16 protein-coding genes are annotated in these 13292 nt (G+C 69.1%); 10 read left to right on the top strand and 6 right to left on the bottom strand.

Features of this window, described 5'->3' with window-relative positions:
* Nucleotides 1–54: 54 nt before the first annotated feature.
* Both U1T56_RS23315 and U1T56_RS23320 read right to left on the bottom strand, forming a co-directional pair.
* Nucleotides 55–1233 (bottom strand): fumarylacetoacetate hydrolase family protein, encoded by a 1179-nt coding sequence (locus U1T56_RS23315; RefSeq protein ID WP_418161934.1) that lies wholly within the window; start codon nucleotides 1231–1233, stop codon nucleotides 55–57.
* 34 nt (nucleotides 1234–1267) lie between these two features.
* Nucleotides 1268–2014: an SDR family oxidoreductase gene (locus tag U1T56_RS23320; RefSeq protein WP_418161913.1), complete on the bottom strand. Its 747-nt coding sequence runs from the start codon at nucleotides 2012–2014 to the stop codon at nucleotides 1268–1270.
* A gap of 157 nt (nucleotides 2015–2171) precedes the next feature.
* Here U1T56_RS23320 and U1T56_RS23325 point away from each other — a divergent pair, with 157 nt between their 5' ends.
* The 3 genes from U1T56_RS23325 to U1T56_RS23335 all read left to right on the top strand — a co-directional run bounded on the left by U1T56_RS23325 (nucleotide 2172) and on the right by U1T56_RS23335 (nucleotide 3209).
* Complete coding sequence (locus tag U1T56_RS23325) at nucleotides 2172–2423, top strand: DUF3072 domain-containing protein (RefSeq protein WP_418161914.1); 252 nt, start codon at nucleotides 2172–2174, stop codon at nucleotides 2421–2423.
* 80 nt (nucleotides 2424–2503) lie between these two features.
* Nucleotides 2504–2917 (top strand): hypothetical protein, encoded by a 414-nt coding sequence (locus tag U1T56_RS23330; RefSeq protein WP_418161915.1) that lies wholly within the window; start codon nucleotides 2504–2506, stop codon nucleotides 2915–2917.
* 76 nt (nucleotides 2918–2993) lie between these two features.
* A complete protein-coding gene (locus tag U1T56_RS23335) occupies nucleotides 2994–3209 on the top strand; it encodes a hypothetical protein (RefSeq protein WP_418161916.1) in 216 nt (71 codons plus the stop codon).
* Between the two features lie 24 nt (nucleotides 3210–3233).
* Here the strand turns inward: U1T56_RS23335 and U1T56_RS23340 are convergent, their stop codons facing one another.
* Nucleotides 3234–4895, bottom strand: a complete 1662-nt coding sequence (locus tag U1T56_RS23340) for an acyl-CoA synthetase (protein WP_418161917.1) — start codon at nucleotides 4893–4895, stop codon at nucleotides 3234–3236.
* Between the two features lie 250 nt (nucleotides 4896–5145).
* Between U1T56_RS23340 and U1T56_RS23345 the strand changes: the two genes are divergently transcribed.
* Nucleotides 5146–6570, top strand: a complete 1425-nt coding sequence (locus U1T56_RS23345; RefSeq protein WP_418161918.1) for a mannose-1-phosphate guanylyltransferase/mannose-6-phosphate isomerase — start codon at nucleotides 5146–5148, stop codon at nucleotides 6568–6570.
* 688 nt (nucleotides 6571–7258) lie between these two features.
* Entirely contained in the window at nucleotides 7259–7753 is a 495-nt protein-coding gene (locus tag U1T56_RS23350) for a DinB family protein (RefSeq protein ID WP_418161919.1), read from the top strand.
* Here U1T56_RS23350 and U1T56_RS23355 read toward each other — a convergent pair.
* Nucleotides 7647–8159 carry a PIN domain-containing protein gene (locus U1T56_RS23355; RefSeq protein WP_418161920.1) on the bottom strand — a complete coding sequence of 171 codons (513 nt, stop codon included), beginning with the start codon at nucleotides 8157–8159 and terminating at the stop codon, nucleotides 7647–7649. The genes U1T56_RS23350 and U1T56_RS23355 overlap by 107 nt on opposite strands.
* Nucleotides 8156–8353: an AbrB/MazE/SpoVT family DNA-binding domain-containing protein gene (locus U1T56_RS23360; RefSeq protein WP_418161921.1), complete on the bottom strand. Its 198-nt coding sequence runs from the start codon at nucleotides 8351–8353 to the stop codon at nucleotides 8156–8158. Before U1T56_RS23360 ends, U1T56_RS23355 begins: the two co-directional genes overlap by 4 nt.
* A 220-nt stretch (nucleotides 8354–8573) precedes the next feature.
* On the opposite strand from U1T56_RS23360, the gene meaB reads away from it, so the two are divergent.
* Nucleotides 8574–9608, top strand: a complete 1035-nt coding sequence (gene meaB, locus U1T56_RS23365; RefSeq protein ID WP_418161922.1) for a methylmalonyl Co-A mutase-associated GTPase MeaB — start codon at nucleotides 8574–8576, stop codon at nucleotides 9606–9608.
* Nucleotides 9609–9614: 6 nt separating this feature from the next.
* Here meaB and U1T56_RS23370 read toward each other — a convergent pair whose 3' ends face one another.
* Nucleotides 9615–10193 carry a hypothetical protein gene (locus U1T56_RS23370; protein WP_418161923.1) on the bottom strand — a complete coding sequence of 193 codons (579 nt, stop codon included), beginning with the start codon at nucleotides 10191–10193 and terminating at the stop codon, nucleotides 9615–9617.
* A gap of 111 nt (nucleotides 10194–10304) precedes the next feature.
* On the opposite strand from U1T56_RS23370, the gene U1T56_RS23375 reads away from it, so the two are divergent.
* From U1T56_RS23375 to sdhA, 4 genes are all read left to right on the top strand, one after another.
* Nucleotides 10305–10562 (top strand): hypothetical protein, encoded by a 258-nt coding sequence (locus U1T56_RS23375; protein WP_418161924.1) that lies wholly within the window; start codon nucleotides 10305–10307, stop codon nucleotides 10560–10562.
* A 97-nt stretch (nucleotides 10563–10659) separates the two neighbouring features.
* Nucleotides 10660–11046 carry a succinate dehydrogenase, cytochrome b556 subunit gene (gene sdhC, locus U1T56_RS23380; RefSeq protein WP_418161925.1) on the top strand — a complete coding sequence of 129 codons (387 nt, stop codon included), beginning with the start codon at nucleotides 10660–10662 and terminating at the stop codon, nucleotides 11044–11046.
* Nucleotides 11047–11057: 11 nt separating this feature from the next.
* Entirely contained in the window at nucleotides 11058–11465 is a 408-nt protein-coding gene (sdhD, locus tag U1T56_RS23385; RefSeq protein ID WP_418161926.1) for a succinate dehydrogenase, hydrophobic membrane anchor protein, read from the top strand.
* A 7-nt stretch (nucleotides 11466–11472) separates the two neighbouring features.
* Nucleotides 11473–13263, top strand: a complete 1791-nt coding sequence (gene sdhA, locus U1T56_RS23390; RefSeq protein ID WP_418161927.1) for a succinate dehydrogenase flavoprotein subunit — start codon at nucleotides 11473–11475, stop codon at nucleotides 13261–13263.
* Nucleotides 13264–13292: the final 29 nt, after the last annotated feature.

Genomic DNA, 13292 nt, shown 5'->3' on the forward strand with positions numbered 1-13292 from the left:
GCGAACGGGGCCTCTTCGGCCCCGTTTCGGTTTTCGCGGCCGGCGCGGCTCGCGTCAGAGCAGGCCGCGCCCGGCGAGGTTGCGCATGAGGGCGGTCGCGCCGAAGCTCCAGGGGGCGATCCGCTCGCACAGATCGACCCGGTTCGCGAGCGTGCCGAGCATGGGCGAGGCGATGGTGACGATGTCGCCGGCGTGATGCGTGAAGCCCAGACCGGGCTCACCGCGGTCGATCACGGGTGCGAACATCGTTCCGCAGAACAGCACGAACCCGTCCGGATAGGCGTGGTGCGCGCCGATCGTCTGGCCGACGAGATCCTCGATGTCGCGGCTGATCTCGCGCATCGAACTCGTGGCGGTGAGCCGAAAGCCGTCCTCGCCCGTGATCTCGAGTCCGACCTCGGCGGCGCGCATGTCGTCGAGGCCGAAGCTGGCGTCGACCAGCCGGATGAAGGGCCCGAGGCTCGTGGACGCGTTGTTGTCCTTGGCCTTGCCGAGAAGGAGAGCGCTCCGCCCCTCGACGTCACGCAGATTGACGTCGTTGCCGAGCGTGGCCCCCACGATCCGCCCGCGCGGGCTCACCACGAGCACGAGCTCGGGCTCGGGGTTGTTCCAGCGCGAGCGGGAATGGATGCCGACCTCCGCGCCATGGCCCACGGCCGACATGGGCTGGGCTTTCGTGAACACCTCGGCGTCGGGCCCGATCCCGACCTCGAGATATGGCGACCAGGCACCCTCCGCCAGGAGGTGCTCCTTGAGCCGGGCCGCTTCCTCCGAGCCAGGGCGGACGGCGCGCAGATCCGTGCCGATGACGGCCACGATCCGCTCGCGGATCGCCTGTGCCCGGCTCGGATCGCCCTTGGCGCGCTCCTCCACCACGCGCTCGAGCATGCTTCTTGCGAACGTCACGCCCGCGGCCTTGATCGCCTGCAGGTCGACGGGTGCGAGAAGCCAGGGCAGCGCCGGGTCGCGGCGGTCCCAGCGGCTGTTCGCGAGGATCGGCGCCAGATCGCCGATGCGCGGCGCCGTCGTCGAGCGGGCCAGCGCCACCGGATCGTCGGCCGCGCAAAGCTCGCTCATCGTGGCAACGATCCCGGTCAGATCGTAGACCCCGTCCTCGCGCACGGCGACGACCGCAGGGCCACCCGGCGCGCCGGGGAGCCAGATGCGGCCGACCAGGGTGCCGCGGCAGCCGTCCTCGGGCAGCGTCGTCGTGACGTCGAGATAAGAATCCATCGTCATCTCGCCTCCCGTTCTCGAGTTCGGCCGCTCAGCGTCCGCCCGAGACGTTGAAGATCGTGCCGGTGACGTAGGAGGCCTTGTCCGAGAGCAGCCACAGAGCGGCCTCGGCGACCTCCTCGGCCGTTCCGGCCCGGCCCATCGGCACGGTCGGCCCGAAGCGGGCGATGCGACTCTCGATGCCGGTGTCGTCCTGGATATCGGTGTCGATCAGGCCGGGCCGCAGGCCCGTGACCCGGATCCCCTCGCCTGCGACCTCCTTGCCGAGACCGATCGTGAGCACGTCGATCCCGCCCTTGGCGGCACCGTAGGGGATGAAGCCGCCGGCGCCGAACAGCTCGGAGGCCATCGACGAGATCAGGACGATGGCCCCACCCTTGCCGCCACGCTTCGTCGACATGCGCCGCACCGCTTCGCGGCAGCAGATCAGGTGCGCGGTAAGGTCGATCTCGACGACCCGCCGGATCTCGGCCACGGGAATCTCGGCCAAGGGTGCGGCTTTATGGATCACGCCGGCGTTGCTCACGAAGGCGTCCACCGACCCGAGCTCCTCGGCGCAGCGGTCGAACATGGCGGCGACCGCCGCCTCGTCGGCGATGTCGCCCCTGATCGTGATCGCGCGCCGGCCCGCGGCCCGGACCTCGGCCGCCACGGCCGCGGCCGCATCCTCCCGGCCGGCATAGTTGACGGCGACATCGTAGCCCGCACGGGCACCCAGCCGGCAGATCGCAGCCCCGATCCCGCGCGAGCCGCCGGTGACGAGAAGAACCCTGCTCATGCTTCCTGGCACCTCCCTCGATCCAAGCTTCGTGACCGGCCGCAGCATGGCGAGGCGAGCGCCGCCGGTCGAGCCCCTTCCCTGCCGGGCGGGCAGCGCAGGAACCGATCGCTCCCCTGGAACATTGATCGAACGGACACGATGGAGACGAACGCGCATGAGCAGCGACCGCACGAACCCCAAGCGCGATCCCGATCCGGGCTCGAACACCGAGAAGCCGGTCGAGGACTGGGTGACCGGCGACGAGTCCATGACCGGAGCACAGGCGTCCTATCTCAAAACCCTGAGCGAGGAAGCCGGCGAGCCGTTCGACCCGCAGCTCACCAAGGCCGAGGCGAGCAAGCGGATCGACGAGCTCCGGGCCAAGACCGGCCGCGGCAGCGGGCAGCACGGCGGCCCGCACCGATGAGGGCTCTTCGCTCTTCATTCTGAAGCTTCAAAATGAAGCTTCATCTTGACGCCGCTGCTCGGAACCGTCACGGTGCGATCATGGCGATCGAGGACGAGGAAGGGCTGTCGTCGGAGGAGCTCGCGCGTGCGCAGACGGCGTTCCGCGGCTCTCTGGAATCGGCACGGGCGTGGCGGTCGTTCTCGCCCGACCCGCGGCACCACGACATGACCTACTGGACGATGCTCTCGGTGCTGTTCGCCGAACCCGGCATGAACCGCACCACGCTCATCGAGCGGATCGTGGACTATGCCGGTGTGTCGCGCTCGACCGCCGAGCGTGCGATCCGCGAGGGGCGTGCCCGCGGCTTCATCGCCGACGAGCCGGTCGGCAAGGAGGTCCGTTATCGGCTCACCGATGCAACCTTCCGCCACTGCGTCCGGTTCTTTCGCAGCCACCTCGACCTGGATAAGGTCATGAAAAATTTGGGCTATAGCCGGGTACACCAGCCATGAGCGAGCACCGATCGCGACGCATCACCGTCCGCGATATCGCGCCCGCGCGCCGCGTCAATGGGAAAGGAGCACCGACGTGACGAAGACCCGAGCGATCCTGGCGAGCTTTCTCGTCGTCACCAGTCTGAGCACGGCCGCCTGCACCAAGAACGTGGGCCGGGGTGCGGCGATCGGTGGTGCCGCTGGCGCCGGTCTCGGTGCCGTGACCGGCGGCGGCATCCTGAGCGGTGCGGCCAAGGGTGCGGCGGTGGGCGCCGCCGGCGGCTTCATCTACGACCAGCTCAAGAAGTAAGCGCACCCTAGCCTGCGACGCGCCTCAGAGCTTCTTCGCCTGCTCGCGCAGCGCGAACTTCTGGATCTTGCCGGTCGAGGTCTTGGGCAAAGGCCCGAAGACGATGGTTTTCGGTGCCTTGAAGTGGGCGAGCTCGCGCCGGCAGTGCTCGATCAGCTCCTGTTCGCTGACCTCGGCGCCTTCCTTCAGCGTGACGAAAGCGCAAGGCGTTTCGCCCCACTTCTCGTCGGGACGCGCCACCACCGCCGCCTCGAGCACCGCCGGGTGGCGATAGAGCGCACCCTCGACCTCGATCGAGCTGATGTTCTCGCCTCCCGAAATGATGATGTCCTTGGAGCGGTCCTTGATCTCGACATAGCCGTCGGGATGCATGACCGCGAGGTCGCCCGTGTGGAACCAGCCGCCCCGGAACGCCTCCTCGGTGGCGCTCGGGTTCTTGAGGTAGCCCTTCATCACGTCGTGGCCGCGCATCATGATCTCGCCGAGCGTGGCGCCGTCGCGCGGCACGGGCGTCATGGTGGCGGGGTCCATCACCTCGAGTCCCTCCAGGACCGGATAGGGCACGCCCTGCCGCGCCAGCTTCTTGGAGCGGGCGTCCGGATCGAGGGCGGCCCACTCCTCCTGCCAGGCGCAGACCGTGGCGGGGCCATAGACCTCGGTGAGCCCGTAGACATGGGTGACCTCGATCCCGAGCCGCTCCATCTTCTCGAGCACGGCTGCGGGCGGTGCGGAGGCCGCGGTCATCATCCTCACCTTCTGGGCAAACGGCCGGCGCGCGCTCTCGGGTGCGTTCACGATCATGCTCATCACGATCGGCGCGCCGCAGAGATGGGTGACGCCGTGCTCCGCGAGCGCCGCGAAGATGGTCTCGCTCGCGACCCGCCGCAGGCAGACCTGCGTGCCCGCCTGCAGCACCACGGTCCAGGGAAAGCACCAGCCGTTGCAGTGGAACATCGGCAACGTCCACAGATAGACCGGAAACTGCGGCATGTTCCAGACGAGCACGTTGCCGACCGCATTCAGATGCGCTCCGCGATGATGGTAGACGACCCCCTTCGGATTGCCGGTGGTGCCCGAAGTGTAGTTGAGTGCGATCGCCTGCCACTCGTCGGCCGGGTAGAGCGGCGTGAATGCCGGGTCGCCTTCGGCCAGGAACTCCTCGTACTCGATCTCGCCGATCCGCTCGCCGAGGCCGGGCCCTTCCGGATCGTCGACGTCGATCACGAGGATCTTCCGTCCGGCGAGCCGCAAGGCCTCGCGCATCAAGGGCCCGAACTCGGTATCGACGACGAGCGCTCTGGCCTCGCCGTGATCGAGGATGAAGGCGAGCGCCGCGGCATCGAGCCGGGTGTTCAGGGTATTGAGCACCGCGCCGCACATCGGCACACCGTAATGCGCTTCCACCATGGCGGGCGTGTTGGGCAGCATCGCCGCCACCGTGTCGCCGGGCCCGATCCCACGCCGCTCGAGAGCAGATGCGAGGCGCCGGCAGCGCGCCGCGAGCTCGCGGTAGCTGCGCTTCATGCCGCCGTGCACCACGGCCGTGCGCTCGGGATAGACTGCGGCCGTGCGGGCGAGGAAGGAAAGCGGTGTCAGCGGAGCGAAGTTGGCCGCGTTCTTGTCGAGCCCGCTGGCATAGGGCCCGTGGTCGGGATGAACGCTCCAGCGCTGGTTCGTGCTCGTCATGGCTTGCTCCCCCTCGAAGGCCACCGTCCGCTCGCGCCGAGCGGCCCGGCGAGCGGGCCACCGTTGCCGCGCGCTGCCGCCTGCGTCAAGGCGAGCGGGTCGCGGTAATCTGCCGTTCATGGTCGCACGTTAGGGTGGAACGGCTTGCGGCGAGCAGCAAGCCGAGGCAGCTTGCCGGCATGGTCCGGCCGGGCGAGCACGGCCAGCATTTCTTCGTTGCATGGGTGACAATTGCATGGGTGACAAGCGCATGTCCGAGCCCTTTCCCGCCACCCTGGTGCCGACCATCCTGGCCGGCGGCTCCGGCACCCGGTTGTGGCCGGTGAGCCGTGCCGCTTTCCCCAAGCATCTCGTCGAGCTGTTCGGCGAGGAATCCCTGCTCCAGACCACCGTGCGCCGGGCGCTGCGCACCGCGCCGGCCGGTCGGATCGTGACCGTGGCCGCGGCGGGTCAGGCCGTCCTGATCCGCCGGCAGCTCGGCGCCCTCGACCCGGCGCTCCTGGATCACCTCCTGCTGGAGCCTTCGGCCCGCAACACCGCCGCTGCCGTGGCGCTTGCCGCCCTTCATGCCGAGGCTGCGTTCGGAGGCGAGAGCATCTTGTGGGTCTGTCCTTCCGACCACCTGATGCTGGATCAGGACAATCTCTACGCCGCGCTGCGCCGCGCTGCGGCCGCCGCCGCCGAAGGCTGGCTCGTCACCTTCGGCATCGCCCCCTCACGGCCAGAGACCGGCTTCGGCTGGATTGCTCCGGCCGAGCCGCTGCCGGAGATCGAGGGCGTGCTCCGGGTCGAGCGCTTCATCGAGAAGCCGGTGCGCGAGGTCGCCGAGCGGCTTCTGGCCGAAGGCCGTTCCTTATGGAACAGCGGCATGTTCGTGTTCCGTGCGGACCGGATGCTCAAGGAACTCGGCCGCTGGGCACCCGACATCCTGGAAGCGACCCGCGCCGCCTGCCCTGCTCCGGCCGAGGTGGCGAGAGCCGGTCTCGATGCCGCCGCTTATGCCGGCATCCGCTCCCAGCCGATCGACAAGGCGGTGATGGAGCGTTCGGCCCACGTCGCCGTGGTGCCCTCTGACCCGCAATGGTCCGATGTCGGCTCCTGGCATGCGATCTGGGAGCTCATGGACAAGGACGCTTCCGGCAACGCCCGCCAGGGCGACACGCTGGCCGTCGACGCTCGGGACAATCTGATCCGCTCCGAGCGGCGCGTCGTGGCGCTGGCCGGGGTCGAGGGTCTCGCCGTGATCGAGACCGCGGATGCCGTTCTCGTCGCCGACCGGCAGAACAGCGAGGCCGTCCGCGCGGTGGTCGATGCATTGGTCAAGGGCGGGCGCAAGGAGGCCGCCAGCCACGCCCGCGAGATGCGCCCCTGGGGCCAGTTCACCGTGCTTCACGAGGGGCCGGGCTTCAAGGTCAAGGAGGTCGTGGTCGATCCGCACGGCCGGCTCACCTTCCAGTACCATCCCGGCCGCGACGAGACCTGGGTGATCGTCGAGGGCGAGGCCCTGGTCCAGCTCGACGGCGAGACGCACCGGCTCGGGGCCGGCCAGAGCATCTGCGTCCCGCGCGGCAAGAAGCATCGCCTCACCAACCCCCATGATGCCCGCCTGAGGCTGATCGAGATCGGCCACGGCGAGGCGCTGGGCGATGAGGATACGGTCCGGCTCGAGGATTGAGGGAGGAGCGGGGAAGACGTTTGCGCCGCTTCGCCCCTCCCCGAGCTTCTTCGATCCCGAGCCTCGCCCCGCCGCGGCCAGCATCTTCTGCCGCGCCCCGACGCCGAGGCGCGTGTGCTCGATCTCGAGGCGGCGATCCATCACCACGGCGATGGTGCGCGTCGCCTCGGGGAGGCGCCGGATCTCCTCGTCCGTCGGATCGGTGCGCGCTCACGCTGGCCGCTCTCCCGGCCAGGTGAACGGGGCCGCCCCGACCGATGCCTGCCTGCATGATGACGGCGCGACGGATCGGGCCGACTGCCGAGGTCCCGGGCCGAAGCCGCACGGCAGGGCTGCAGCCATGGCGCCGTAGCAACGCGGTCCTGCCAAGAACCGCAGGTGAGCCTCTCGGCTCGCTGGCGCACCTTCGAGCCGTCGGGCACGGAGCGGCGTGGCGTCCGACGGCCGGAACCCCTGCCGCGACCGCCGGCGCCGCTTGCCGCTGCACGACCATCCGAACAGAGTGGACGGCTCGCAGGCGATCGGTCATGAAGCTTCGGCCGTCCTCGCGAACGCATCGCCGGCGGCAGGAGGACCGGCCCAGCCTGGATGCCGGATGCGGGACGTGCGCGCGGCGATGCCGGAAGCTGGAGCCTCCGCCGGCCGAACAGATGCCGATGGCGGGGACGCCTCCCTTCCGGAGAGAGCCATGCAGCAGCATTTCTCGACCCTTGCCCGCTACAATCGCTGGGCCAACCGCCGCCTCTACGAGGCCGTGGCAGCCCTCCCCGATGCCGACTACCGCCGCGAGATGGGCGCTTTCTTCGGCTCGCTCCGGGGCACCTTGAACCATCTCCTCGTGGCCGACCGGATCTGGCTCCAGCGCATCACCGGCGAAGGCACCTCACCCGCACGCCTCGACGAGATCCTCCACGACGACTTTCCTTCCCTGCGCGAGGCGCGTGCCGCCGAGGACGAGCGGATCATCCGCGTCGTCGACGGCCTCGGCGAGGAACGCCTCGCCGGCACGTTCGGCTATCGCAACCTGAAGGGTCAAGCCTTCGAGCAGGAGCTCGCCCCGGTGCTCGCCCACTTCTTCAACCACCAGACCCATCATCGCGGCCAGGCCCACACGCTCCTGACCCAGCTCGGCCGTGCGGCGCCCGAGCTCGACCTGATCTACTTCCTGCGCGAGCAGGGGTGAGCGGGGCGGTCGCTACCCGGCCGTCTGGAGCGCCTGGAACCCTTCGACCTGAGCTGCGCGCCGATCGAAGGCGAAGGTGGCCGAGCAGCCTGCCCGGCGGTCGCCTATCGGCGAGATCGGCGCGGGAGTTCGTGTAGAGCCTGAGGGCGTCGGGAATCGGATCGGTATCCTCGATCAGCAACGCCGACGCTTGGTAGAAGCCGAGCACGACCTCGGCGATCTCGGCCCGACTGTACCGGAAGCGGCGCGCCAGCACCCACGCGAGCTCGCACAAGGCGGTACGGTTGATGAAGCCGGGCTCGTCGGCCGAACATCGGCTCTCGATCAGCCTCTCCACGGCATCGGCCTGCGCCGGCTCGTCATCGGTGATCAGGCGCACGAGCAGGCTGGTATCCAGGCCGATCACGGGCAGCCGCTCCCGATCGCGGCCTCGGCGATGGCGTCGTCCATCTCCTCCAGCGTGGCGGCGCGGGCCGGGCGAGGCAGCATCCCGCGTAAGTCGGAGATGGTGAGATTGCGCGGCACCCGCCGCACCTCATTCTGCCCCACGGACACGAACGCGCTCTGGTCGCCGGGCTTCAGCCCGAGGCGCTCGCGCACGGCGCGGGGGATGTCGTCTGGCCTTTACGAGTCAGGGTGGAGATTTCCATGGCACCCTCCGCGATGCTGATCGGCCTTACGTTACAGGCAAGAAGGCCTGATAAGCGACAGCAGAAGTCGCAAAGCGATTTTCGCCTGCATATCCCGAAGGGGGATGGCCCTTCCCAGGCCGGCGCGATCGTGGCATCGGACCTGCCGTGCCCGAAGGATCCGCCCACCCATGTCATCGCCGTCTCCGCCCCCCGCCCCGAAAGGCCGCCGCCCGCTATCCGTCGCCGACTATGTCGCCGGTGTGCGGGCCGGCGACCGCGCCGTGCTCTCGCGTGCGATCACGCTCATCGAGAGCGCCCGGCCCGAGCACCGGGCGCAGGCGCAGGCCGTGCTGCAGGAGCTCCTACCCTACACCGGCAGTGCGCAGCGGATCGGCATCACCGGCGTGCCGGGTGTCGGGAAGAGCACCTTCATCGACGCCTTCGGCACGCTGCTCACGGGGCTCGGCCACAAGGTGGCGGTGCTCGCGGTCGATCCTTCCAGCAGCCGCACGGGCGGCTCGATCCTGGGCGACAAGACCCGCATGGCCCGGCTCGCGACCGACAGGAACGCCTATATCCGCCCCTCGCCCTCGGGCGGCACCCTGGGTGGCGTCGCCCGGATGACGCGCGAGACCATGCTCTTGTGCGAGGCCGCGGGGTTCGACGTCGTCCTGGTCGAGACCGTGGGGGTGGGCCAGTCCGAGACCATGGTGGCGGGGATGGTCGACTTCTTCCTGGCCCTCATGCTGCCGGGGGCCGGCGACGAATTGCAGGGCATCAAGAAGGGCCTCCTCGAGATCGCCGACATGATCGCCGTCAACAAGGCCGACGGCGACAACCGGCTCCGTGCCCAGCAGGCGGTGAGCCACTACAAGCACGCCCTTCGCATCATCGAGCCCGAGAGCCCGTCCTGGCGCCCGCCCGTCCTCATGATCAGCGCGCTCACCGGCGACGGCCTCGAGGAGCTCTGGCACGAGATCGGCCGGCACCGCGCGAAGCTCGGCGCTTCGGGCGAGCTCGCCGCCAAGCGGCGGCGGCAGCAGGTGCAGTGGATGCGCTCAATGCTCGAGGACCGGCTGATGCAGGCACTGCGCCGCCATCCCGCGGTCAGGAAGCTCCTGCCCGAGCTCGAGCGGGCGGTGGCCGAGGGCGATCTCACGCCCACGCTCGCGGTGGAGCGGATCCTGCGCGCGTTCGGCGTCGTCGATGCGCCCGAATCTTGATGCGGCTCAAAGGCCCAGACGGCCACTGAAGCCGATCCGGTTGCCGAGGAGATGGAAGCCGTAGCTCTCCTGGTAGTCGTCGGGGAAGAGACGGCCCGTCGTCCGCCAGATCAGCCGCTCGACGCCGGCCTTGCTCCGATCCGTGGTGGTGCCGGTCGCATCCGCGAGATAAGCGCCGCCATCGCAGAACACGGCCCGGAGCCGGAGCGGCTCGGCACCTGGCCGGGGTTCCGGCAGGGTGCTGGCGCTGCAGACCCGGGCCGCCCCGGCCACCTGCGGCGGATCGAACAGGAGCACGAGCCGCGCGGTGCCGACGGCTTCGGTCGGAGGAGCGAAACGGACCTCGAGACCGGTGATGCCGCGGGCCGCCTGCTTCAGCACATCGGTAACGGCGAGCGATCCGTCCGTGGTCCGGGGAAGCCCGTTGACCTCGAGGCGGACCGGCCCCTGCCTGGCAGCCTCGGCCAGCCGGGCGCGTGCCGCGCGAGGATCGGCATCGCGGCCGAGCTCGACCGGCGAACGCGAGGCGCAGCCGGCGAGCCCGAGCAGCAGGAGAATGGCGGCCACCCTCTTTCCCTGAGCCATCGCTCTCCATCCCTTCGGATCGCACGCGGAAGCGCCCGCATCGCCATATCGCGGTAGGCCTCCACCGCGAAGCACCGTGCCGCTGCAGCCGGTCCCGTGCACTTTAACCCTATGCTAACCAGCCGCTTCCGTCTTTCGCCGCGTCTGGCCCTCGCTCCGCTCGGGCTCCTGCTCCTCGCCGGCTGCACCACACGAGGGACGGAGCCGGTGCCGGCCTTCTGCTACCGCACGCTCGCCGACATCGCCTGTTACGCAGCACCCGATCCCGGCCGTGAGCGGCGGCTCGTCGGCATCTATCTCCTCTACCCCGACGATCCGTCCACGACGGCCTATGGATTGTCGCACTTGGCAGCACGGATGTCGCGTTGACGCATCCTCCCCCGGGCCTAGTATCTCGCACACGCGAAATTCAGGGCCGCCCACTCGGGCGGGGCCACGCCGATCGCATCGGAATCGGAGGAGGAGCATGGCACAAGCCAGCAGACCACTTTCGCCTCATCTACAGATCTATCGCTGGTACTTCACCATGGCGCTGTCGATCGCGCACCGGGTCACCGGGGCGGGGCTGACGGTGGGGCTGCTGCTGCTCGCCTGGTGGCTGCTGGCGCTCGCCGGCGGTCCCGACAGCTTCGCCACCGTCCAGGCGGCGATGGACAATTTCCTCGGCGGGCTGATCCTGTTCGGCTTCACGCTGTTCTTCTTCTATCACGCCCTCAACGGCATCCGGCATCTCGTCTGGGATCTCGGCTACAATCTCGAGAAGACGGCGGCCTACCGGAGCGGCGTCGTGGTGGTGGCGGGGACGGTCGTGCTCACCCTCCTCACCTGGATCGCCATCCTGATCGTCGGCTGAGGAGGAACGTCATGGCCACCACCACCGAGAAGTTCGGCACCGTCGTCAAGAGCGGCGTCGGCCACGTCATGGCGCGCGGCAGCATCCGCGAGGGCTCGCGCACCTGGCTGCTCGAGCGGATGACCTCGGCCGCCCTGGTGCCGCTCTCCTTGTGGTTCCTCATCGGCGCCGTCTCGCTCTCCGGGGCCTCCTACGAGGAAGTGCGGGCCTGGCTCACCGGGCCGTTCAACACCACGGCCATGCTGCTCTTCGTGATCACCCTGTTCTGGCACGCCAAGCTCGGCGCGCAGGTGATCATCGAGGACTACGTGCATCACGAAGGCGTCAAGGTCGTGTCCCTGATCGCCCTCAACTTCGCGGCCATCGCATTGGGCCTCGCCTGCGTCGTCGCGGTCCTCAAGGTCTCGCTCGGGAGCTGAGCAGAACATGGCACAGGCTTATCCGATCACCGATCACTACTTCGACTGCGTCGTCGTCGGTGCCGGCGGCTCCGGCCTGCGCGCGGCGGTGGGCATGGTCGAGGCGGGCCTGAAGGTGGCCTGCATCACCAAGGTCTATCCCACCCGCTCGCACACCGTGGCGGCCCAGGGCGGGATCAACGCCGCGCTCGGCAACATGAACGAGGACGACTGGCGCTTCCACATGTACGACACCGTCAAGGGGTCGGACTGGCTGGGCGACCAGGACGCCATCGAGTACATGACGAAGAACGCGCCCGCTGCGGTCTACGAGCTCGAGCACTACGGCGTGCCGTTCTCGCGCACGGCCGAGGGCAAGATCTACCAGCGTGCCTTCGGCGGCCAGTCGGTCAACTACGGCAAGGGTCAGGCCTACCGGACCTGCGCCGCTGCCGACCGCACCGGCCACGTCATCCTGCACACGCTGTTCTCGCAAGCACTCAGGAACAAGGTCCAGTTCTTCCACGAGTACTTCGCCCTCGATCTCATCATGGACGACGAGGGCGCGTGCCGCGGTGTCATGGCGATGTGCATCGAGGACGGCTCGGTCCATCGCTTCCGGGCGCACCTGACTTGCCTCGCCACCGGTGGCTACGGCCGGGTCTACGCCTCGGCGACCTCGGCCCACACCTGTACGGGCGACGGCAACGCCATGGTCCTGCGTGCCGGCCTGCCGCTCCAGGATCTGGAATTCGTCCAATTCCACCCGAGCGGCATCGCCGGTGCCGGCTGTCTGATCACCGAGGGAGCGCGCGGCGAGGGCGGCTATCTCACCAATTCCGAGGGCGAGCGTTTCATGGAGCGCTATGCCCCGACCGCGAAGGACCTCGCCTCGCGCGACGTGGTCAGCCGGGCGATGACGATCGAGATCAACGAGGGGCGCGGCTGCGGGCCGAACAAGGACTATATCGAACTGCATCTCGAGCATCTCGATCCCAAGCTCCTGCACGAGCGCCTGCCCGGCATCTCGGAGACGGCGAGGATCTTCGCCGGCGTGGATGTCACCAAGCAGCCGATCCCGGTGGTGCCGACCTGCCATTACAACATGGGCGGCATTCCCACCAACTACACGACCGAGGTGGTCCGACCCGTGAACGGCAACCCCGATGCGGTGGTGCCGGGCCTCATGGCCGTGGGCGAGGCGGGCTGCGCTTCGGTGCACGGCGCCAACCGGCTGGGCGGCAACTCCCTGATCGACCTCGTCGTGTTCGGCCGCGCCGCGGCGCACCGGGCGGCCGAGATCGTCCAGCCCGGCGCCGCGCACAAGCCCTTGCCGCGCGATGCGGGCGAAATCGCCGTGGCGCGGCTCGATGCGGTGCGCAACGCGAAAGGCAGCCTCACCACGGGCGAGATCAGGACCGCCATGCAGCGGACCATGCAGCGGCACGCTTCCGTGTTCCGCGACGGGCCGATGCTCGAGGAGGGCTGCAAGAAGATCGCCGAGGTCGCGGACAGCCTCGCCGAGCTTCGGGTCAACGACCGCTCGAAGGTCTGGAACAGCGACGTCGTGGAAGCGCTCGAGCTCCAGAACCTGATGGTGCTCGCGGTCGCGACCATGAACGCCGCCACGTTCCGTACCGAGAGCCGCGGCGCGCATGCGCGCGAGGACTATCCCGAGCGCGACGACGCGAACTGGATGAAGCACACGCTGATCTGGGTCGACGACAGGCACAAGGTCAGGATCGATACCCGCCCGGTCCACGGCTTCACGCTCTCGAACGAGGTCGAGCCCGTCCCGCCGGCGAAGCGCGTCTACTGATCGGCAGCGGCAAGGCTCGACAGGGAATC

This window comes from Benzoatithermus flavus, assembly GCF_037908215.1.
In the GTDB taxonomy this organism is placed as follows: Bacteria; Pseudomonadota; Alphaproteobacteria; order Geminicoccales; family Geminicoccaceae; genus Benzoatithermus; species Benzoatithermus flavus.